General features: G+C 38.0%; 20 protein-coding genes and 1 riboswitch. Of the genes, 11 read left to right on the top strand and 9 right to left on the bottom strand.

The window, feature by feature from the left end:
• Nucleotides 1-135 precede the first annotated feature (135 nt).
• The 3 genes from Q1R07_RS14575 (at nt 136) to Q1R07_RS14565 (ending at nt 4,362) form a co-directional block, all read left to right on the top strand.
• Nucleotides 136-1,455 (top strand): Na+/H+ antiporter NhaC family protein, encoded by a 1,320-nt coding sequence (locus Q1R07_RS14575; RefSeq protein WP_300491657.1) that lies wholly within the window; start codon nt 136-138, stop codon nt 1,453-1,455.
• Nucleotides 1,456-1,529: 74 nt separating this feature from the next.
• Complete coding sequence (fabG, locus tag Q1R07_RS14570) at nt 1,530-2,276, top strand: 3-oxoacyl-[acyl-carrier-protein] reductase (protein ID WP_300491653.1); 747 nt, start codon at nt 1,530-1,532, stop codon at nt 2,274-2,276.
• Between the two features lie 58 nt (nt 2,277-2,334).
• On the top strand, nt 2,335-4,362 hold the full coding sequence (locus Q1R07_RS14565; protein WP_300491651.1) for a hypothetical protein: 2,028 nt from the start codon (nt 2,335-2,337) through the stop codon (nt 4,360-4,362).
• 229 nt (nt 4,363-4,591) lie between these two features.
• Here Q1R07_RS14565 and Q1R07_RS14560 read toward each other — a convergent pair whose 3' ends face one another.
• The 4 genes from Q1R07_RS14560 to aroB all read right to left on the bottom strand — a co-directional run bounded on the left by Q1R07_RS14560 (nt 4,592) and on the right by aroB (nt 8,937).
• On the bottom strand, nt 4,592-5,029 hold the full coding sequence (locus Q1R07_RS14560) for a DNA primase (protein ID WP_300491649.1): 438 nt from the start codon (nt 5,027-5,029) through the stop codon (nt 4,592-4,594).
• Between the two features lie 97 nt (nt 5,030-5,126).
• A complete protein-coding gene (locus Q1R07_RS14555) occupies nt 5,127-6,098 on the bottom strand; it encodes a deoxyhypusine synthase family protein (RefSeq protein ID WP_136401406.1) in 972 nt (323 codons plus the stop codon).
• Nucleotides 6,099-6,155: 57 nt separating this feature from the next.
• Entirely contained in the window at nt 6,156-7,562 is a 1,407-nt protein-coding gene (locus Q1R07_RS14550; RefSeq protein WP_300491647.1) for an arginine decarboxylase, read from the bottom strand.
• 307 nt (nt 7,563-7,869) lie between these two features.
• The gene (gene aroB, locus Q1R07_RS14545; protein ID WP_300491655.1) at nt 7,870-8,937 is read right to left on the bottom strand and encodes a 3-dehydroquinate synthase; all 1,068 of its coding nucleotides are present in this window, start codon (nt 8,935-8,937) and stop codon (nt 7,870-7,872) included.
• A 96-nt stretch (nt 8,938-9,033) separates the two neighbouring features.
• Here aroB and Q1R07_RS14540 point away from each other — a divergent pair, with 96 nt between their 5' ends.
• The 5 genes from Q1R07_RS14540 to Q1R07_RS14520 all read left to right on the top strand — a co-directional run bounded on the left by Q1R07_RS14540 (nt 9,034) and on the right by Q1R07_RS14520 (nt 13,249).
• Nucleotides 9,034-10,209, top strand: coding sequence for a proline dehydrogenase family protein (locus tag Q1R07_RS14540; RefSeq protein ID WP_300491645.1), 1,176 nt, complete (start codon nt 9,034-9,036; stop codon nt 10,207-10,209).
• 196 nt (nt 10,210-10,405) lie between these two features.
• On the top strand, nt 10,406-10,855 hold the full coding sequence (locus tag Q1R07_RS14535) for a type II toxin-antitoxin system antitoxin SocA domain-containing protein (protein WP_300491643.1): 450 nt from the start codon (nt 10,406-10,408) through the stop codon (nt 10,853-10,855).
• Entirely contained in the window at nt 10,855-11,184 is a 330-nt protein-coding gene (locus Q1R07_RS14530; RefSeq protein WP_300491641.1) for a hypothetical protein, read from the top strand. The genes Q1R07_RS14535 and Q1R07_RS14530 overlap by 1 nt, the downstream gene beginning before the upstream one ends.
• Nucleotides 11,185-11,419: 235 nt before the next feature.
• Nucleotides 11,420-12,028 carry a hypothetical protein gene (locus Q1R07_RS14525; RefSeq protein WP_300491639.1) on the top strand — a complete coding sequence of 203 codons (609 nt, stop codon included), beginning with the start codon at nt 11,420-11,422 and terminating at the stop codon, nt 12,026-12,028.
• 207 nt (nt 12,029-12,235) lie between these two features.
• Nucleotides 12,236-13,249: an acyltransferase gene (locus Q1R07_RS14520; RefSeq protein WP_300491637.1), complete on the top strand. Its 1,014-nt coding sequence runs from the start codon at nt 12,236-12,238 to the stop codon at nt 13,247-13,249.
• A gap of 70 nt (nt 13,250-13,319) precedes the next feature.
• Here the strand turns inward: Q1R07_RS14520 and Q1R07_RS14515 are convergent, their stop codons facing one another.
• Nucleotides 13,320-13,706 (bottom strand): DUF6232 family protein, encoded by a 387-nt coding sequence (locus Q1R07_RS14515; protein ID WP_300491635.1) that lies wholly within the window; start codon nt 13,704-13,706, stop codon nt 13,320-13,322.
• 167 nt (nt 13,707-13,873) lie between these two features.
• Here Q1R07_RS14515 and Q1R07_RS14510 point away from each other — a divergent pair, with 167 nt between their 5' ends.
• The 3 genes from Q1R07_RS14510 (at nt 13,874) to thiD (ending at nt 15,882) form a co-directional block, all read left to right on the top strand.
• Nucleotides 13,874-14,176, top strand: coding sequence for a hypothetical protein (locus tag Q1R07_RS14510; RefSeq protein WP_300491633.1), 303 nt, complete (start codon nt 13,874-13,876; stop codon nt 14,174-14,176).
• A 60-nt stretch (nt 14,177-14,236) separates the two neighbouring features.
• Complete coding sequence (locus tag Q1R07_RS14505) at nt 14,237-14,797, top strand: hypothetical protein (RefSeq protein WP_300491631.1); 561 nt, start codon at nt 14,237-14,239, stop codon at nt 14,795-14,797.
• A 64-nt stretch (nt 14,798-14,861) separates the two neighbouring features.
• Nucleotides 14,862-14,954, top strand: a riboswitch (TPP riboswitch).
• 88 nt (nt 14,955-15,042) lie between these two features.
• A complete protein-coding gene (gene thiD, locus Q1R07_RS14500) occupies nt 15,043-15,882 on the top strand; it encodes a bifunctional hydroxymethylpyrimidine kinase/phosphomethylpyrimidine kinase (protein ID WP_300491630.1) in 840 nt (279 codons plus the stop codon).
• Nucleotides 15,883-15,942: 60 nt separating this feature from the next.
• On the opposite strand, the gene Q1R07_RS14495 is transcribed toward thiD, so the two are convergent.
• The 4 genes from Q1R07_RS14495 to Q1R07_RS14480 form a co-directional block, all read right to left on the bottom strand.
• Nucleotides 15,943-19,044, bottom strand: coding sequence for a CusA/CzcA family heavy metal efflux RND transporter (locus tag Q1R07_RS14495; RefSeq protein ID WP_300491628.1), 3,102 nt, complete (start codon nt 19,042-19,044; stop codon nt 15,943-15,945).
• A gap of 2 nt (nt 19,045-19,046) precedes the next feature.
• On the bottom strand, nt 19,047-20,129 hold the full coding sequence (locus Q1R07_RS14490; protein ID WP_300491627.1) for an efflux RND transporter periplasmic adaptor subunit: 1,083 nt from the start codon (nt 20,127-20,129) through the stop codon (nt 19,047-19,049).
• Nucleotide 20,130: 1 nt separating this feature from the next.
• On the bottom strand, nt 20,131-21,375 hold the full coding sequence (locus Q1R07_RS14485; RefSeq protein ID WP_300491625.1) for a TolC family protein: 1,245 nt from the start codon (nt 21,373-21,375) through the stop codon (nt 20,131-20,133).
• Nucleotides 21,376-21,485: 110 nt separating this feature from the next.
• Nucleotides 21,486-22,847 (bottom strand): HAMP domain-containing sensor histidine kinase, encoded by a 1,362-nt coding sequence (locus Q1R07_RS14480; RefSeq protein WP_300491623.1) that lies wholly within the window; start codon nt 22,845-22,847, stop codon nt 21,486-21,488.

Raw genomic sequence — 22,847 nt, 5'->3', positions numbered from 1 at the left:
CAACCTGCAACAACAAGCAAGGTGCTAAAACGATAAGCCAATTCTGTTGGAAAAAATGTTGTTATTTTTCACACACACTTTTCTAATCCAGTTTTGCTTGTCTCGTGAGCTTATTTAATTTCTAAGCAATCGATGATGAAAAAAAACAAAACAAAAAGCGGCGCGTTAGCGTTACTGCCGTTATTCGTATTTATTTTTACTTTTTTAGGAGCCGGAATACTTCTGGATGATTTTTATGCTTTTCCGTCGCCGGTAGCGGTGTTAACGGGAATCATTACAGCCTTTCTGTTGTTTAAACCTTCTATTTCGGATAAAGTTGACACTTTGATCAAAGGATGTGGTGATAGTAAAATCATGACCATGTGTCTTATTTATCTGTTGGCCGGGGCTTTTGCCAGTGTTACTAAGGCTATGGGCGGTGTCGATTCGGTTGTGAATTTGGGAATCAATCATATCAATTCGGAATATTTTCCGTTGGGAATTTTCCTGATTGCGTCCTTTCTGTCTACAGCAACCGGAACTTCGGTCGGTGCAATAGTGGCATTAGGGCCTATAGCGGTAAGTCTGGCTGATAAAAGTGGTGCTTCTCTACCATTAATTGGCGGATCATTATTAGGAGGAGCGATGTTAGGGGATAACCTGTCGATCATTTCCGATACGACCATTGCCGCAACCCAATCGTTAGGGTGTGAAATGAAAGATAAATTCAAAGTCAATCTTTTTATCGCGTTGCCGGCTGCGTTGATCACCATTTTATTATTGCTGTTTTTCGGTTTTAACAGCGAAGTGGCAACAGTGGTTATCGAAAAAGGAACGTACGAATGGATTAACCTGCTACCATATGTGTTGGTTATCGTTTTGGCGGTAATGGGATTAAACGTTTTTGTAACACTGCTCACCGGTATTGTGGTGGCCGGAATCATAGGGTTAGTAGGCGCTGATTTTGCGCTATTGGATTTTACAAAAATTGTGTACGAAGGATTTACCAGTATGACCGATATTTTCCTGTTATCGATGTTAACCGGAGGATTGGCCGCGCTTGTAGAACAGGCAGGAGGGATCAATTACGTACTAAAAACAGTCAAAGCAAGAGTAAAAAACAAGCGATCGGCACAATTGGGAATCGGTGCACTGGTGAGTTTTGTAAACCTTGCGATTGCGAATAATACGGTATCGATAGTGATTACAGGAAGTATTGCTAAAGAAATCAACGACGAATACCATTTGAGTCCGCGTAAAACAGCGACCATACTCGATATTTTTTCCTGTGTGGTGCAAGGGATATTGCCCTATGGCGCGCAGGTACTGTTATTACTGAACTTTGCCGGCGGAAAACTTGGCTTTTTCGATCTGATCGGAAATACCTGGTATGTGGTCTTTCTGTTTATGTTTACACTTATAGCGATCTATAGTCGTTATTGGGACCGATTAACCAATAAATTCTTTAAAGTTTAGCGGTATTACGGATAGATTAAAAACCGAATTGTTATATTTGTTACTTATTTCAAATAAACAAACTTAATCTTAATATGAAATTACTGGAAGGAAAAACCGCAATCATCACAGGTGCAAGTAGAGGAATCGGACGAGGAATTGCCGAAGTATTTGCAAAACAAGGTGCTAATGTAGCTTTTACTTATAGTGCTTCTGCCGAAGCGGCAAAAGCTTTAGAAAACGAATTAATGGCTTTGGGTGTAAAAGCAAAAGGATATCAGTCAAATGCAGCCGATTTTAATGAAGCACAAAAATTAGTAGATGATGTAATTGCAGAATTCGGAAATGTTGATATTCTGATCAATAACGCGGGAATTACAAAAGACAACCTTTTAATGCGTATTTCGGAAGAGGATTTCGACAGCGTAATCGATGTAAACTTAAAATCGGTTTTCAACATGACGAAAGCGGTTCAGAAGATTATGCTAAAAAACCGTGCGGGTTCTATTATCAATATGAGTTCGGTGGTTGGAGTAAAAGGTAACGCGGGACAAACCAACTACGCGGCTTCTAAAGCTGGTGTAATCGGTTTCTCAAAATCGGTAGCCTTGGAGTTAGGTTCTCGTAATATCCGTTGTAACGTAATTGCACCGGGATTCATCGAAACAGAAATGACTGCCAAATTAAACGAAGACGTTGTAAAAGGATGGAGAGAAAACATTCCATTGAAAAGAGGTGGAACTCCGGAAGATGTAGCCAATGCGTGTGTTTTCTTATCGTGTGATTTGAGTGCTTACGTAACGGGTCAGGTGTTGAATGTTGACGGAGGAATGTTAACATAATCATTTAATTAAAATAATGTAAAACCTTAAAAATAAAAAGTTTAATAGCGAATATATAATGACAACATCTACAATTGTATTGCTGATATTAGCTATTAGTGTTGCTTTTGGTTTAGCGTTTTACCAATACTTATACAAAGCCGGGAACAGGTCGAAAATACACCTGTTTCTGGCTTTTTTACGTTTTCTGACGTTGCTCGCTATTTTTATATTACTGATCAATCCGGTTATTTCCCGAAAAACCTATCAGGATGTAAAAACACCTTTGCCGGTAATTGTCGATAATTCCCAATCGATTCAGGAGCTGAAACAGGGCGATCTGGCCAAATCATTATCCGAAAAAATAGCAGAAAACAGTGTTTTAAAAGAGAAATACGACGTACAACGGTATACTTTCGATGCCGATTTTTCAGCCGGAAAACAACTTGATTTTAAAGGGAAACAAACGCATATCGATCTGGTGGCTCAAAATTTAAAGCAATTTTACCGCAATCAGAATTATCCGGTAGTAGTACTGACTGATGGTAATCAGACGATTGGAAATGATTATGTTTACAGTTTTCAGCAAAATACAACCGTTTTTCCGTTAGTATTAGGTGATACGACGACATTCCTGGATTTAAAAATCAACCAGTTGAATGTGAATAAATATGCGTTTCTAAAAAATAAATTCCCGGTTGAAGTCTTTTTACAATATAGCGGAACCAAAAATGTCAATGCCGTTTTTAGTATCCAACAAGGGAATGGAACGGTATACAAACAAAATGTAACTTTTGGCCCGTCTAAAAAAGCACAGGTGGTTTCGGTTTTGCTTAATGCAGATAAAGTAGGCGTACAGACCTATAAAGCAGTCATTACGTTGGCCGAAAACGAAAAAAATAAATACAATAACACTAAGAATTTTGCGGTAGAAGTTATCGATCAACGGTCGGAAATTGCGTTGGTTTCGTCTTTAAATCATCCCGATTTAGGAGCGTTAAAACGTGCCATTGAATCGAATCAACAACGTAAAGTAACGATCGTTAATCCAGACGAAATCAATTCGTTAAACGATTATAATGTTTTGGTTTTGTATCAGCCTAACACGGATTTTAAAAAGCTGTTGGAATTAAATAAAAACCTGCAATTAAATACCTGGACGATCACCGGTTTGCAAACGGATTTTAATCTGTTAAACCAATCGCAATCGGCAGTTCAATTTAGAATGGGTAGTCAGAAAGAAGATTTCTCAGCCGATTTTAATCCGCAGTTTAATGCCTTTGCTCTGGATAATATTGGTTTTGAACAAATGCCACCGTTGCAAAATCCATTTGGTACGATAACCCTTACCGGTAATGCGAATGTTTTATTGCAATCCCGAATCCGCAACATTGTATCCGGAAATCCGCTATTGGTTTTTACCGAAAACGGTGCGAAACGGAATGCCTATCTTTTTGGTGAAAACATTTGGAAATGGCGTGTCGAAAGTCATCTAAAAACAAAATCGTTTGAGCAATTCGATATTTTTATCGATAAAACGATACAATTTCTGGCTTCAAATGCCTTAAAAAAATCGTTGGTTGTACAACACGAAAGTTTTTATAATTCCGGTGAAACCATCGAAATTTCAGCACAATATTTTAATAAAAACTACGAGTTCGACGAAAATGCCCGTCTTACGATTCAGTTAAAAAATAAAAAGACCAATGCGGTTAAAAATTACGACTTCCTAAAAGGGAATGGCGAATACAAAGTAAACCTGGACGGACTTGAAGCAGGTCAGTATGGATTTGTAGTAAAAGAAAACCAATCCAAAACATCGTATAGCGGAAACTTTGAAGTATTGGATTTTGAAATCGAAAAACAATTCGTAAATCCGGATGTAGCGCGATTAACACAATTGGCTGCGAATACGAACGGTAAAACGTATTATCCGAATCAGGTGGACGCTTTAATTAAAGCTTTGTCCGAAAATCCGAATTATGTTCCGGTGCAAAAAGCCGTAATCACACAATCGCCTTTAATCGATTGGAAAGGTTTATTGATCATTTTAATCGTAAGCCTTGCGGTAGAATGGTTTGTTCGGAAATATAACGGACTGTTATAAGATCCGTTTTACCTTTGGCAAACTTTGCCGAATCAATTTCTATATTCTATTTCCTATTCAAATAGTATCGATCTGTAAATCGAAAAGAATACCATTGCTTTTTATACACCAGAGTAGTGTAGTAGTGCTAATCCGATTTTTCAATTATTGATTTGATTTAAAATAAAAAAATCCCGATTATTTCTAACCGGGATTTTTTATATGGGTTTTTGTTTGTAATCCGAAAGGCTTACTCTTCATCGTCGTCTTCGTCGTCGTCCTCGTCATAATCGCGATCTTCATCATCGTCCTCGTCATCGTAGTCCTCATCATCTTCATCATCCTCATCTCCGTCATCCTGAGATTTTTTAGGTTTGGATGGTTTCGTCTTTTTAGCGTCGTCATCCTCGCCATCTTCGATGTCAAGTCCTTTGATGTCTAATGTATCTTCTGCTGAGATATCATCTTCATCATCGTCGAAGTTTTCAATTCTGTCTGCAAGCTTAGTACTTACTTTTACTAAGTAGATCGTATCTTCAGTTCGTACTTCAACTGCTTCAACTGTTTCATTCTTAGCATTTTTAAAACGGATAACATCAGAATCATCGTATCCGTCGGGAAATTTCTCAACTAGGAGCGTTAAGATTTCATTTGTTAATTTAGCGTAATCTACAATTACTCTTTTCATTCGTTGTTTTTTAATGCTTGTTGTTGTTTCAAATGTAATATCCTAAAACGTATTTTCAAATAAAAAATCCTGTTTTTTTTAGGGCAAACATTAAAAATTACATATCCAATAGATAAGCAAAAATAAGCGGTGCCACGATAGTTGCATCCGATTCGATTACAAATTTTGGTGTGTTGATATCTAATTTACCCCAAGTGATTTTTTCATTTGGAACTGCTCCGGAATACGAACCGTAACTTGTGGTCGAATCGGAGATCTGACAGAAGTAACTCCAGAAAGGTACATCGTGCATTTCCATATCCTGGTACAACATCGGAACCACACAAATAGGGAAGTCACCGGCAATACCACCACCAATTTGGAAGAAACCAACGCCTTTGTCGCTATTTTTTGTATACCAGTCGGCAAGGAACGTCATGTATTCGATACCCGATTTCATGGTCGTTGCTTTTAATTCGCCTTTAATCACGTAGGACGCGAAGATATTCCCCATGGTACTGTCTTCCCATCCCGGAACAACAATTGGTAGGTTTTTCTCTGCCGCAGCATACATCCAGCTGTCTTTTAAGTCGATTTCGTAATATTCTTCCAGACATCCTGAAAGTAACATTTTATACATGAATTCGTGCGGGAAATAACGCTCTCCGGCATCTTCAGCATCTTTCCAGATTTTGTGGATATGTTTTTGTAAACGACGGAAGGCTTCGTGCTCCGGAATACAAGTATCCGTTACACGGTTCAAACCTCTTTCCAATAAATCCCATTCCTCCTGAGGTGTTAAATCACGGTAGTTTGGAACACGCTCGTAGTGTGAGTGCGCTACAAGGTTCATGATATCCTCTTCCAGGTTGGCTCCTGTACAGGAGATGATTTGTACTTTATCTTGACGGATCATTTCAGCAAAAATCTTTCCTAATTCTGCTGTACTCATAGCTCCGGCTAATGTCACCATCATTTTTGCACCGTTCTGTAGTTGCGCTTCGTAGGCTTTGGCCGCATCAACTACCGTCGCAGAGTTGAAATGTAAATAATACTTTTCAATAAACTGACTGATTGGTCCTTTACTCATTTCTTAATTATTTAAAGTTAATGTCTGCTTTTTGTAGAAAAGTCAAACATACTGAATTTATTTTTCTTTTTTCTCGTACCCTAAAATCTTCAACACCTCGTCGGCTGTTTGCTGTTCCGAAAATACTTCGGTAGCAACAATACCATTTTCGTCGCGGTCAATAAGGATGTGTTTTGGTTGCGGAATCAGACAGTGGTGTAGTCCTCCGAAACCACCGATTGTCTCCTGATACGCTCCGGTATTAAAGAAACCGATATACAATGGTTTTTCTTTGTTGTATTTCGGAAGGTAAACCGCGTTCATATGTTGTTCGGAATTGTAATAATCGTCGCTGTCGCAGGTTAGTCCGCCTAATAATACCCGTTCGTAAGTATCGTTCCAACGGTTCACCGCCATCATTACAAAACGCTTGTTAATTGCCCATGTATCCGGTAAAGTGGTAATGAAAGACGAATCGATCATGTTCCATTTTTCACGGTCATTTTGTTGTTTCTGATACAATACCTGGTAAATCGCGCCTCCGGATTCTCCAACGGTAAACGAACCAAACTCGGTAAAGATGTGTGGTACCGGAACATCGGCATCATCACATGCAATTTTGATTTGGTTTAGGATTTCGCTGATCATATATTCATAATCGTATTCGAAAGCCAATGAATTTTTAATAGGGAAACCACCGCCAATATTAAGACTGTCCAAAGTAGGGCATTCTTTTTTTAACGCGATGTATACTTTCATACATTTTAAAAGCTCATTCCAGTAGTAGGCCGTATCGCGGATACCGGTGTTGATAAAGAAGTGTAACATTTTTAGTTCCACATTCTTGTTTTCCTGAATTTGTTTTCTGTAAAACGGAACAATGTTTTTATAACCGATTCCCAAACGAGAGGTATAGAACTCGAATTTCGGTTCTTCCTCAGCCGCAATACGGATACCGATTTTAAATTTACCTTCGATTTTTTCCTGTAATAAATCCAATTCTTCATAATTGTCGATTACCGGAATCGTTTTCGAATGACCATTGTTGATCAGTTTTGCAATATTATCAATATATTGTTCGCGTTTAAAACCGTTACAAACAACATAAGTGTTTTTGTTGATTTTACCTTGCTCCATTAGGTTTTCCACGATATTCACGTCGAAAGCCGAAGACGTTTCGATATGGATATTGTTTTTAAATGCCTCGTTCATCACAAATTCGAAGTGCGAACTTTTGGTGCAATAGCAATAGTAATATTTTCCTTCGTATTTGTGTTTTTCCATAGCCTTACGGAACCATCCTTTGGCTTTATTAATGTTGTTGGAAATCTGTGGCAAATACGTAAACTTTAACGGCGTACCGTATTGTTCAACCAATTTCATCAAATCGATGTTGTGAAACTGAAGGTTGTCTTTATTTAATGTAAATTCCTCCTGAGGGAAATAGAAAGTCTGATTGATCAGGTCGTAATATTTTGTGTTCATTTTAATAAGTGCTTTTTAGGTTATAATAATAAATTCTTTAAAAAAAGATTCCTTAGTATAACGCACTTTTCAAACTCTAATATTAGCGTACATAATCTGCAATTTTTCATGCAGTGGATTGGTAAAAAGGAAAATGTCAAAATTGCGGACACTTTTAATAGAAAAAATAATCCGTTGCATTTTGGACAAGGATCTGTTTTTCCGGGTGTTTCCGCTGTTGGGGATGTGAGGATTCTGACTATTTTTCATCGCGACAAATGTAAAAAATAATAGCTCGTTTTTAAAAACAATTTTTATTAAAAAAATCTTAGTTTTTATAATCGTCAAAAGCCTTATAAATCAGGTCATTTTCGATCTCTTCGTCGATTTTTACAGCACCGATTCCGTTTAAAAGTGCAAACTTCACTTTTCCGAATTCATTTTTCTTGTCGTGAATCAGTAAATCGATACAATTTTCGATGTCCTTTTCGGTAAACGGAACCGTCGGATAAATATCGGCAATTATACTTTTTATTTCCTGATATTCGTTTTCGGTCAACAGTTCTTTTTCAAGTGATAAATAGCTTTCCAGTATCATTCCGATAGCGATAGCTTCGCCGTGAAGGAGCGTTTCCTTGTTTTCGTTTTCAAGAAAATAACTTTCGATCGCGTGTCCTAAGGTATGTCCGAAATTCAAAGCTTTGCGTAATCCTTTTTCCGTTGGATCCTGAGTCACTACATTATTTTTAATGATGACCGATTGATGAATCAATTCATTTAAATCGTCGGTATCCAGACTGGAAAGATCTCCGAATTTAGTCCAATAGGCGCGATCCTGAATCAACCCGTGTTTAAGCATTTCGGCCAATCCGGAACGCATCTGACTTTGCGGTAAGGTTCTCAGATAATGGGTATCGATTAAAACCGCAATCGGATTCTGAATCACACCTACTTGGTTTTTAAGATTTCCAAGATCAACACCGTTTTTTCCACCAACCGAAGCATCGACCATCGCCAATAGGGTTGTCGGTACATTAATAAAATCGATTCCTCTTTTATAGGTACACGCGACAAATCCGCCTAAATCGGTTACTACGCCACCGCCTACATTAATAATAACACTCTTGCGATCGGCACCCAATTCGGTTAGCGCCTGCCAGATATGCGTACAGGTTTCGATGTTTTTATAGACTTCGCCGGCTTCGAATTCGATGATCTCAATCGGGATTTCGGTAGCAAGATTGGCTAAAAAATCCGGCATACAGTAATTTGCTGTTTCACTGTCGACTACGATAAAAATTTTCGAATACGCATCTTTATGAAGCGTTTCACTTAAAAATGTATAGCAGTTTTCGTTAAAATAGATGGAATAACCGTTCGCCTGGATTGTTTGCATCGTTTGTAAAGTTGATAATTCAATGGCAAAAATCGTCATTTTTTATGATATATTCTTAAACTGTGGCTATATTTGCACATAGATTTTCAAACGACAATGGAAAAAATATTTAACAACACACAGGTTGCTTTTGCACTAAAAAGTGACACGGAGCTTGATCGAGCTTATTTTCTTTTTAAAATGATTGATAATGAACCTTTGGTAAAAATAGGAACCGCGGTGACTAACTTTGCCTTAAAGGCCCATTTACCGGTAGAAGGATTAATCCGGGCTACGGTATTTGATCATTTTTGTGGTGGTGTCAGTGAAGATGACTGTCTGAAAGTAGTGGACAAAATGTTTACCAAAGGCGTGACTTCCGTTTTGGATTATTCCGTTGAAGGAAAAGAAGACGAAGCACAGTTTGATGCGGCTTTGGAAATGACGTTAAAAACGATCGAATTTGCAAAAGAGCGCGAGGCAATTCCGTTTGCGGTATTTAAACCAACCGGATTGGGACGTTTTTTCCTATATGAAAAATTAGGTGAGAAAAAACAGTTAAGCCCGGAAGAGCAAGCTGAATGGGATAGAGTAGTAGCACGTTTTGAAAAAGTTTGTCGTACGGCTTACGAAAAAGATGTGGCATTATTGATTGACGGTGAAGAAAGTTGGATGCAGGATGCTGCCGATGAGTTGGTTGCCGATATGATGCGTAAATACAACAAAGAAAAGGCGATTATCTATAATACGTTACAAATGTATCGTTGGGATCGTCTGGATTACCTGAAAAAACTACACGCAGAAGCAAAAGCCGAAGGGTTCCATATTGGGATGAAGATTGTTCGCGGAGCGTATATGGAGAAAGAAAACAAACGTGCCGAGGAAAAAGGATATAAATCACCTATTTGCGAATCGAAAGAAGCTACGGATATCAATTACGACAACGCGATCCAGTATATGATCGAGAATATTGATATGATGGCGATTTTTGCCGGTACGCATAACGAAAACAGTTCCTATCGTTTAATGCAGTTAATGGAAGAACACCATATTCCAAAACACGATTCCCGTGTATTCTTTGGTCAGTTATACGGAATGAGTGACAATATCAGTTATAACCTGGCGGCAAACGATTTTAACGTATCGAAATATTTACCATTCGGTCCGGTTCGTGACGTGATGCCCTACCTGATTCGTCGTGCCGAAGAAAACACTTCGGTAGCCGGACAAACCAGCAGAGAGTTAACGTTGCTTAAAAACGAAAGACAACGTCGAAAAATAGAAGATAATTAATCTAATAAGCCTCCAATTGGAGGCTTTTTTGTTGTATTTCCACCACACCTACAGATTTCCAAAACCTGTCCGGTGTAGGAGCGTCAAGAAAGGACAAAAGCGAGTAGATATGGAAAATAAATTGTAAAAACTTTGGAAAAGACGTAAATTAGGTTCTATATAGTATTAGCCATAAAACCTTTAAAATACAGCCGCCATGAGTTATAGTGCCGCAACCATTGCCAACTACTTTATTAAAAAATATGCCACAACTGGAGAACTTACACCTTTAAAATTGATAAAACTGGTTTATGTTTCTTATGGATGGTATTTGGAAACCTTTGAGGATAAAGAGCCATTGGTTAATGAAAAACCGCAGGCATGGCGGTATGGTCCGGTTTTTCCTTCTTTATATTATAACTTAAAACAGCACGGTAAAAGTTTTGTCAAAGAACCAGTCAATTGTCATTCAACCGAAATAATCACAGATGAAGACGCCCGGTTTTTAGATAAAGTTTGGGAAATATACGGGCAAAAAGACGGAATATATCTGAGCGCACTTACCCATAAAGACGGAACACCTTGGTCTGAAACCTACCCAAAAGGAGAAAATCTAATAATTCCGGATCCTTTAATCAAAGAATATTATAAGAAGCTGCTTGAGTAATGGGCATCTATAATTTTAGTGTGACCCGGTTTCCAATTGAATTGGATACCACCCGAGCCGAAAATGAAAATAATACCTTATTTAACTCCGTAAAAAGGCGATACGACGAAACAACTGATTTAAGAAATATCCTAGCCAAGGTTTTTACCATACTAATCACATTTTGGCTTTTATCGGTTATTTTACTACTTACGGGAAATACTGCAACCTATAAACTCAGCGATTCCGTATTGATCACTTTATTAGCAACCACAACCATTCAGGTTTTAGGGATGATGGTGATTATACTTTGTGATTTGTTTCCTGGAGGAAAGAAGGAAAATAAGTAAGGAGTGAAAGGTATATACACCTGACAGGTTTTCAAAACCTGTCAGGTGTGAAACTATTTGATATATATTAAATACTCTTTAGTAATGATTTCTATTTTATTGATCCTTATTTTGAATAAGACCGGAAAGTAAAAGATAAGCGCTATTATTTTTTATTTCTCTACAATAGGAAATAAAATAATTACGTACCGATTTAATTCTGTAGCTTTACGATATACTTTACCAGATTATAAAAATGAAAGGATTATTAAAAATTGTATCGCTAACTTTTTTATTCCTGTTAGCCGGATGTGCCAATTATTATTACTTAGGTGGACAACAAAAAGTAGAAACCGACAAACCCTACCAATACAATAAGTTTGTATTGTCTTTTGATAAACGTCAACAGAAGCTTGATTTTTATACTTATGCCGACTATGTTTTCAATAAGATTGAACCGGAATATATCTTTTTTAAAAATCCGGAAATGAAGCGACTATTACGCTATCGGATGACGCAAAAACCAACAGAGCAAATGTTGTTCATGTATACGTTTCAACCGACTTTTTCCAATATCCTGGGATTTTATTATAAAGGCTTGACTACGGCTGACGTAAAAAAGAAATATGGCAATAGCTCCCAAAAACAAATTGATAATCAGTTGTTATTTCAATATTCGTTCGAAAAATTTAGTGTTTTCGATTTTTATAAAGATGTCGAAGGTGGTGTAATTCGCTTTGTAGCTCTTAATAACCCGGATTATTCTCAGGATCCGGAGAGCAAATCATTTAGCAGAGAAATAGATAAAATATTTTTTGACGCCAATACTTTTTTAAAAGGAGGTACTATTGAAAGACTTAATTGAGTTGTGTCGCATTTTGTCTGTGCGAACAGCTCTTATACTATTAGGTGTTGTAAAATAATTATAAATGTTCAAAATGTAGTTTTTAGTATTCTTTGTGAAATTATTTTTATTGTTTTTGAGAATTAAATTTATAATATTGTGTCGTTTTGCGATTCTTGGTTAAAGTGTAATTAATAATGGCATTAGCAATAATTTAAATTCGATGCCTTGGAAAGAAAAAATAATTTCGATTTTTTAAGACTGATACTCGCCTCACTGGTGATTTTTTCACATTCGTATCCATTGGCCGGATATCCGGAAATATTTGAACAAATGACCGATAAGCAGCTAAATATAGGTGCTTTCTCAGTAGAAGGATTTTTTATTATTAGCGGTTACCTGATTATGATTAGCCTACGAAATAGTAAAACGATGATCAGCTATATGTGGAAGCGGTATTTACGGCTTTTTCCGGCACTGTTTGTAATGTTAGTAATCACCATGCTACTATTAATTGTAGTATATGAAGGGAAGGATCTTTTTGTTCAAAAAGATTACTTTACCTATTTTCGAAGAAACATCACGCTATATCGAGCACAATATCATGTAAAAGGGATTTTTGAAACCAATCCGTATCCCAGAGCGATAAACGGTAGCCTATGGTCATTAAGCTACGAATTTACGATGTATATTATTATTCTGCTTTTATTTCCATTTCGAAAAATGAGAATCGGATTGATGCTACTAATTGCCATTTGGTCTTTTTGTGTTTTTGCCAACCATTATGATCCGCTGTTATTTAATGAACTATCTACAAAAATATATTTGAATTCGGATCAGTTTTATCGTTTAGGCGCATTTTTTATGGGAGGCTCCATTCTAAGTTATTTCAACTTAAAAAAGATCAACAAACCCTATATAAAGCTTGGACTTTTGACAGTGCTTATCGGATCTTTATTTTTTAATTTTTATAAAACGACATCGTATATAGTACTACCAATACTAATTCTATTGGTGTGTATTTCGTATTCGAAAAAATTGAATTATGTACCGCATCGGATTGGCGACATATCCTATGGAGTCTATATTTATGGGTTCTTAGTACAACAAACATTGATGTATTATTGCTGTTTTTCGCCATTAATGCTAACATTAATAAGTTTACCGATTACGTATTTATTTGCCTTTTTATCATGGAATTATATCGAAAAACCAGCTTTGCAATATAAAAACTTTGTATAAATCGGTTAGTAGATAAAGCCACATCTGCGGCTTTATCTTTTTTAGTTAGAAGGTAACCAGCTAATAATGATTATCCTCTGTTGACAATAGCCTGATTTAAAGCGGAAACGATTTTTTTGATATACGTTTCGTCAGTTGAAATAATACTGTTTGCTTCACCGGCATTGGTTCCGATACGAACCGCGTATTCATCTTTGATCAGGAAATACCATATAATACCGATTACAGCCAAAGCAATACCGTATATTCGTAAGGTTTCTCCTGAAATCAACATTAAAATACCCATAATTGCAAGTGCTATAGCTGTTTTACGGCTTCTTACAATTTTAAAAGCGACCACCGATGAAACGTTACGCATCGCATAGGTTTTATTGGTTGCTATATAGCGGGCTTGCGTAACCGTTACAGTAGCATCTTCATAATAAACCTGTTCTTCTGTTGTTGTTTTTTCTTCCATATGTTTTTGATTTTATTGAAGCAAAAGAACCACAATCTATCATGGATTTATTACGGAAATCCACAAAACAAAACCTTTGTAAAAACCATCTTGCTAATTTTTTCTTCTTATTGAGAAATATTTAATAAAAGGCATTATTTTTGAAAGACTCTTTTAAAATTATCAAAATGAGAAACTGCATTTTTATACTTTTGTTACTGCTCAATCTATCCTGCACCAAAACCAGTCCAGAGCTTGTATGGTATGATCCAATTGTAGTGATGGATATAGATAAAGATTCTGAACACGCCGATATCAGAGTTGCCCTTGGAATTAGTGCACAGGTTTTCTATTTGTCTGAAAAAGAAGAAAATTTCACCGAATTGTTGGAAGAACTTTCGAATAGTTACCATAACCAGCAACCGGTAAAGATCGGAATAGAAAATGGTACGAATCAGATCAAGATAGTAGCCCGAACGAATAAAAAATAATTTCGTTTTTAATTTGATCAAATAATTTACCTGTCTTTTAGTAATAAGGCATTAAACCATATGAAAAAAATAATAGCCGTCATTTTAATAGTCGCGTGTCATTCGTTTGTACATGCACAAGACAATATAAATAAAGAATTAAGCAAATTGTTCCTTAATCTTAAATTGGAATTAGCGCCCGAAAAAATGATTGCTAATTCCAACCTTACGTTTGAAAAATTTGTAAGAGACATTCCGGAATTTGATGATAAAGCAACCATATTGCTTACGGAGTTTACGGAAAATAAAGCCATAGCATCCAAAATAGTAACCGGAGAAATTCAGATCATTCAAAAAAATAGTGAGATAAAATACGGAAAATATGAGGTTGTTCAAAATCTGAAATTTCAAACGCTTGAGGAATTACTTCAAGTGTATGATAAACTTTCGAAGCAATACGAAGCATTAGGACGTTATAATAGAACACATACAAATGAAGAAGGAGATAAATACTTTGTTAAGCATATCAGTAAAACAATTACACTAGAAGATAAGTCAAAAAGTATCCAACTCAGTTTGAGTTATTCGATTCCCAGAAATAAAGAAACGGGATATCATCTTTTTATAGGTTATCGTTTTTAAAATTTTAATTAAAAAAGACTTCTAGCAGTAAAACCAAAAACAGTTCTATTTTTTACTACATTTACTACGGCTTTAGGGGTATTCTGAAAAGAATTGAGAGAGTCCCTTTGAACCTGATCCGGTTAACACCGGCGTAGGGAAAAGTTTATCTTCTTTTATTTGTCTTTATCGGGACAACTATTGCCATTTTAGTACCAATCGGAATAAACCGAATTATTATTCGGGAAGGAAGCAATAGTAATAGTATGAATACAAAATATACCTATCCGGTAGTTTTAACCATAGCCGGATTCGATGGAAGTGGTGGAGCCGGAATCCAGGGCGACACCAATACAATCAATGCATTAGGATGTTATCCTACATCGGTGTTAACGGCACTTCCGGTGCAAAATACGGGTGGTGTAAAAGCGATTCATAGCATTCCGCCTGAAATCGTAGCCTTGCAATTGCAAACGATACTGGAAGATATTCGTCCGGATGCAATCAAAATTGGAATGGTGCATACACAGGAACTCGTAGCCGTTATTGCGGCTATACTTCGAGAATATCCGGACATTCCGGTGGTATTCGACCCGGTAATGGTCGCTACCAGCGGTCATCGTTTGATTGAATCCGAAACCATAACCGAAATTGTAGACAAGCTGTTTCCATTGGCGACGCTTATCACACCCAATCTTGATGAAGCAGCCGTTTTAACAGGGAGTCCAATTACAAGTGTAACGGAAATGCATAGCGCTGGAGCGATGATCATGCAAAAAGGTTGTCCGTATTTATTACTAAAAGGCGGGCACTTGCCAACTAAGGCACTCACATCTCTTTTATTCGATAAACAAGGTGTGATAGCAACCTACACTTCCGAAAAAATAGAGACAAACAATATGCATGGTTCGGGTTGTACCTTGTCGGCGGCTATTGCGAGTTATCTGGCACTTGGGAACAACTTATCCGATGCCGTTAGGCTGGCGCAACAGTATGTACATCGGGCAATATCGGAAGGTGCCGATGTTGCGATAGGAAAGGGGAATGGTCCGTTAAATCATTTTTTTGAACCACAGAAAAGGGTTAAAAAAGAAAAACCTCGTTAAATAACGAGGCTTCTCCCAAATAACCAAAATAACAAATAAAAAATAAAAAGCTATTTACAATCAGTCTATTGGCTGATGTTTTTTACGGTTAAATACCCAGAATATAATCGGGAATACCAATAACGTTAGTACGGTAGCGGTGATCAATCCACCGATGATCACAATGGCCAGCGGTTTTTGAGATTCCGAACCAATTCCGGTTGAAGTAGCCGCTGGTAATAATCCGATGGAAGCCATTAAGGCGGTCATCACTACCGGACGGGTTCTGATTTTTACGGCTTCGATAATCGAAGTGTTGAGATCCATTTTTTCCTTGAGGTTTTTATGGAATTCCGATATCAGAATTACACCGTTCTGAATACAGATACCAAAAAGAGCAATAAATCCAACTCCGGCCGAAATACCAAAATTAATTCCGGTAAGGTGTAAGGCGATGATACCTCCGATTACGGCAAACGGAACGTTCGCTAATACAAGTAAGGAGTCTTTTATATTTCCGAACATAATAAATAGCAACACAAAGATTCCAATCAAACTAATCGGTACAACCTGACTCAAACGTTGTGTGGCACGAACCTGATTTTCAAATTCACCGGTCCAACCAAAATGGTAACCGTTTGGAAGCTCCACATTTTTATTAACCACCGCTTGTGCATCGGCAATAGTACTACCCAGGTCACGATCGCGGACAGAGAATTTTACAGCAATAAAACGTTTGGTATTATCACGGTAAATAAACGCCGGACCAGTAATCTTTTTCACGGTTGCAATTTCCTTAAGTGGAATTTTGACACCGTCGATTGTCGGCACCTTAAGTTGTGACAGGTCATTTTCATCTTTTCGGTATTCTTTGGTATAACGAACCCGAACGTCAAATTTCTTTTCACCTTCGTATTTCTGAGTGGCCGTTTTTCCACCAAAGGCCATTTCCAATACGGCTTGTGCATCGGCAAGGGTAACACCATAAGCGGCCATTTTGCCACGATCCAGAATTACGCTCACTTCCGGTTGACCTACGTTTCGAAGGATTCCCACGTCTTTAATTCCGTCGATTCCCTTGATTTGTGTCAGTACTTTTGCTGCCAGTTCGTCCAGCTTATTCAGGTCTTCACCATAAATTTTTACGGCATTGGAAGCTTTAAATCCGGCAACGGCCTCGGCTACGTTATCGATAACCGGTTGGGAATAGTTGTAGGTAATCCCCTGAATCTGTTTTAATTTGGTATCCATTTGATCAATCAGTTCTTCCTGACTGATATTGCGTTTCCATTCTTTTTTAGGATATAAATCCACCTGGAATTGGGCGAAACCGAAACCATTCGGATCCGTTCCGTCATTACTACGCCCGGTTTGCGAAAGTACCTGTTCTACTTCCGGGAAGCTTCCCAGTATGGTACGTATTTCGGCCGATATTTTGTTACTCTCCGGTAGGGAAGTACTAATAGGCATTTCGGCGGTTACCCATAAGGCACCTTCGTTTAATTGCGGCAGGAATTCCGTTCCTAAGAATTTCGCCGAAATAAAGGTTACTACCATAAAGGCAATGGAGACAAAAAGGGTTTTCTGTTTGTGTTTGAACGTGAAGTTAAACGATTTTTCTACAATCCTGTTCCAGAAATTTACAAACGGATTGTTCTTTTCTTTTACGTTTTTGTTTAATAAAATATGCGACAATACCGGAACCAACGTCAGGGTAAAAATAAGCGCACCCAATAATGCGAATCCAAGCGTATAGGCTAATGGCGCAAACATTTTTCCTTCTACTTTCTGGAAGGAGAAAATCGGAATCAGCGCGGTGATAATAATCAGTTTGGAGAAGAAAATTGCTTTCCCCATTTCCGTACCGGTTTTTTTGATCACACTACCAATAGCCAGTTTGTTATAGGCTTTCATTCCTTTTTTATGCGCGAGGTGGTCGAGTGTCACAAAGATACCTTCGACCATCACGACGGCACCGTCAATGATGATCCCGAAATCGACCGCACCGAGTGACAGTAGGTTGGCACTCATTCCTTTTAACTTCAAACACAGGAAGGCAAAAAGGAGCGATAGCGGGATAATTATGGCTACGGTTAACGTCGTTCGCCAGTCGGCCATAAAGAGGAATACAATCACGGTTACGAAAATGATTCCTTCAAACAGGTTATGCATTACCGTAGCGGTCGTAAAGTTCATCAGATCGTCACGATCGTAAAACGTTACCATTTTGATGTCTTTTGGCAATACCGTTTCGTTGATCTCGTTGATTTTCTCTTTGATGCTGGTTAATACCTCTTTTGGGTTTTCTCCTTTTCGCATCACAACAATACCTTCTACGACATCACTGTTTTTATCCAGTCCGACCTGACCTACACGCGGGTAGGAGCTTTCGGCTACATCGGCCAGGTTTTTGACCAAAACCGGATTACCGCCGGCATCGGCTACGATGATATTCTGAATGTCTTCGATCGAACTCAGCAATCCCACACCACGAACTACGTAAGCCTGGCCATTCTTTTCGATCACGTCGCCACCAACGTTCAGGTTACTTTTATTTACAGCGTCGAATACTTCCAACGGCGTAATATTATATTTGGACAAACGTCCCGGATCGACACTAATTTCATAGGTTTTTTCCTGTCCACCAAAGGCTACGATATCGGCTACACCCGGAACGGCACGTAACTGGCGGTCGATTACCCAGTTTTGATAGGTTAGGAGGTCGCGGGTATCCCGATCTTTACTTTTTAAGACATAACGGAATACTTCCCCGGTTGGGCCATAAGGCGGCTGAACATCCGGATCGACACCATCGGGTAGGGAAACGGTTCGCAGCTGATTATTGACCTGTTGACGGGCAAAAAAGTCGTCGACATCATCTTCAAAAATAATTTTGATTACCGAAAGACCAAACATTGTAATACTTCGAACACTCGTCTTTTTCTGAACGGAATTCATCGCGATCTCGATAGGAGTCGTTACAAAACGTTCGATTTCTTCGGCACTTCGACCGTTCCATTCGGTAACAATAATGATTTGCGTATTGGTTACATCGGGAAAGGCTTCGATGGGCATGTTTTTAAAGGCGACAAACCCGGAAATGGCGAGAATACCGACCCAGAAAAACGTAAATGCTTTATTCTTGAGGGAAAAAGCAATAATATTTCGGATAAATTTATTCATATCTATTCATTTAGGGCGCCGTAAACTAACAACTGGTTTTGTGTCATTACATTTTCTCCTTCGTTGATACCGCTTGAAATATAAGCCGTATCGCCAACCTGACGGAAAACTTCCACTTGTCGGGCTTCGATATTATTTCGGTCTTTATAGACTACCACAAAATTTTTGCTTTTGTCGAAGATCACTGCCGAAGCCGGAACCGCCAACATTTTTTTGTCGCTTTCCATATAGGAGATTTTAATGGAAGCGCGCATTTCCGGTTTTAAAACATATTCCGGGTTATTTAATTTGATCAAGACTTTCATGGCTTTGGTATCCGGATCGATAATATTAAAGATCTTATCCACTTTACCATTAAAAACCTTATCCGGATAACTCAACGTTGTTACAGCTGCGTTTTCGCCCAGTTTGATCTGGTTGATATCCGTTTCGGTTACATTGGCAATGGCCCACACATCGTTGATTTCGGCGATATCGAAAATATTGTCGCTTCGGTCGTTACGCAGTAACATATTTTCGTTGATGTCTTTCTGGATGATAAAACCACTCAACGGAGAACGCACTTCATAAATAGCGCCCGATTTGATATTGTAAATTTTATAGGTTTCCTGAATACGTTGTAATTGCGATTTGGCCTTATCGTAGTTGCTTTTGGCTTCCAAAACATCGCGTTCGGCGTTTAATTTCCCTTCGAATAACTCCTGCGCTACCTTAAGGTTGTTTTTTGCTACGATTACATCATTTTTAGCGTCGTCGAGCTCTTTTTCAAAATCGGCTACTTCGGTACTTCGGATCGTAGCGAGCAATTGTCCTTTTTTAACATAATCGCCCAATTCCACATATACTTTGGCTACGCTACCGCCAACAACCGGGAATACCTCAATGGTTTTGTTGTTGTCGGTTGTGATTTTTCCGTAATAATTCAGTTCGTTGCGAAGCGGTTCTAAAGTCACCGGAGCTGTTTTGGTGGTTTGTAGCATTTTATTGCTCAGCACAAAAGTTTCTTTTATTTCCGCTTTTTTTTCTTTGTCCTGACACGAAATTAAGGCCAGTAGCGACAGACAGGTTATTATTGGATATTTCATATTAGAAGATGGTTGAATTGGTGATATGATTGATTTGTTCTCCGGACAGGATCAGTTGTTTGCGCATTTCGTTTAACTGCAGTGTACTTTGGTTATAGCTTTCCATAAAATCGGTAAACTCCAATAGCGAAATATTACGACGCTGAAAGTTCATCAATACGCCTTTGTATACCAGGTCGAGATTTTCGTTTATGGATTTCGACAGGGACGTATATTCTTTTTTCTGTTCCTTCCAGATCGAAAGCGAACTGTTTACTTGCGTCTTTAATTCGAGTGTTTTTTGATCTTTATTCACTTTTGACTGACCTAATTCGGCTTCGGCAATTTTGATATTTCCTTTATTTCGGTTCCAAAGTGGTAATGGAATTCCCAAGGTAAAGTTTACCTCATTTTTAAAAGCACCACCCACTTGATCGTAGGCCAGACCGGCTGTGACATCCGGAACCGATAATGATTTTTGAAGCTTTACCGCCAATTCCTGGTTTTCAACCTGTTTTAGAACACTCAGGTACTCCGGATTTTTTTCCTTAGCGATGTTAAACAATTCACTTTCGGCATATTTCGGACTATTAAAAACAAGCATTAGCTCACTTTCATCAGCCGATGGCGTTAATTCTTCGTCAATACCGGTAAGAATAGTTAGTTTTTGTTTGTTTTCGGCAATGTCTTTTTGGATGGCAATGCGATCATTTTTAAGATTTAGCAATAAGGATTGCAGGCGTACCACATCTTTTAAAGGAACATTACCTTTATCGGCCTGTACTTCGTAGGATTGTAACAGGCTTTCAATTTGAGCTGTTTGCGATTCGATACTGGCAATTTTCTTCTGATCGAAAAAGACCGTATAAAAGCTTTGACGCAGTTCGTGTTTTAGATCCTGCATTAATTCTTCAAATTGCAATTCGGCCAGTGCCACATTGGATTTTGCCAGCTTGATCTCGTTGCGTTTTTTACCGCCAATATGAATCAGCTGATCTACAGCAACGGCTTTTTGTCCGTTTTTGCCCACGTCGAAATACCGTTTGTCTTCGGGATTCAGAGCGTTAAAAGCCAATGACATATTCGGATGATCCCAGATCCGGGCCTGAATAACAGCAGCCTGTGCCGCGGTGATATTGTATTGTTCGGCCAGTAACTGGAAATTGTTTTTCTGCATGGCATCTTCACAGTCTTTTAGCGAAATATTCTTTTGTGAAAAGGCCAACTGGAAAAACAGCAGTGATAGTATAAAAGGAGCTACTTTCATCTATAAAGAGTTTAATTTGTTACAAAGATGCAGGCAGTAACCTTAAAACAGCCTTAAAGCCGACCTTAAAAAAAGCTTAAAAAGGTATAGATGAATCGGGAAAAGGTGTTTTAAACCGGGAAAGTGAGCGTGAATTCGTGTTGTTCGGAAGTATCGTCATACGTATAGGCTAATTGTGCCTTATGTAAATCCAGAATACGTTTGGCGATGCGAAGTCCCAAACCGGAACCCTGAATTTTTTGATTCTTGGTTCCTCGAACAAACGAGTTGAAAATTTTCTTTTCTTCTTCCGGGGAAAGTTTTTCTCCTTTATTGATCAATCGAATCTGAATATTCCCCGTTGGATTGTCTTCAATGATCACATTTACTTTACGGTCGTACGAATAAAGATAGGCATTTTTAAAAAGATTGGCAAAAACGATCTCCAATAATGAGGTTATTCCTTTGATTTCCAGATCGGATTCGGTATTTCCGATTTCAAAATTCATTTGGAAATCCGGGAAGTTTTTAATCGTTTTTTCATAAACCTGAAAAATGATTTCGTCAATGCGCACTTGTTGGAAATTGGTACCAAAACTGGACGCATTGATTTGTGCCAGTAGCAATAACGAGTTGATCAAGTCGGATATCTGGTTGACATCCTTACTCATATTATTCAGGTAATTGAGTGTATGCTCGCTATGACCGCCTTGTTGTATCAGATTTTCCAACTGTAAAGTCAACCGGCTGATCGGTGTGCGCAATTCATGAGAGGCATTTGAGGTAAATTCTTTTTGTGCGAGGTACGAACGTTCGATACGCAACAACATCTGGTTAAAGGCTTTGGAAAGTAAATTGATCTCATCCGATTTGGATGATTCGATAATCTGAGTATTTAGTTTGTTAATCGAAATACTGGTGATGATCTTTTGGAAATTATCAAGCGGTTCCAGTGATTTCCGAATCAGGAAATAGGTGGTAACCCATACCAGTGTGGTTCCGATAAAAAACGACAAGATCAGAATCTGGTATAAAAATTCCAGTTTACTCATCCCGGATTTGTCTTCGGCGGCAATAATAATATAATAATCGGTATTGTTATAAATATGAAAAACGCCCAATACATCTTTCTCTTTTTCGATCGTATAAACCCGTTTGTGTTTTTTTATTTTCTGCAGAAAATTGACATCCCATTTTACCGAAGCGTCGTCGATACTACTATAAATCAGTTTGTAATTGCTATCAAAAATCAACGTCTTTTCATTGTAAAGTTTATTGATTGTATTTTGATCGATAAGCTTTAAAATCTGATTGTCTATATCTTTTACTTCAAGTAATAGTTTAGTAGTGGTTAGTGCTTTTTCTTCGAGACGTTCCATAAACTCTTCTTTCCGGAAGGTAGAGAATGAGATATAGATAAATATAGCCGATATACCGTAAATTACGGAAAACGCAATACTGACATTTACGGCTATACGTCTCTTTAACGTCAT

Source organism: Flavobacterium sp., assembly GCF_030146175.1.
Classification (GTDB): domain Bacteria; phylum Bacteroidota; class Bacteroidia; order Flavobacteriales; family Flavobacteriaceae; genus Flavobacterium.
This window is presented reverse-complemented; position numbering and strand designations above follow the sequence as displayed.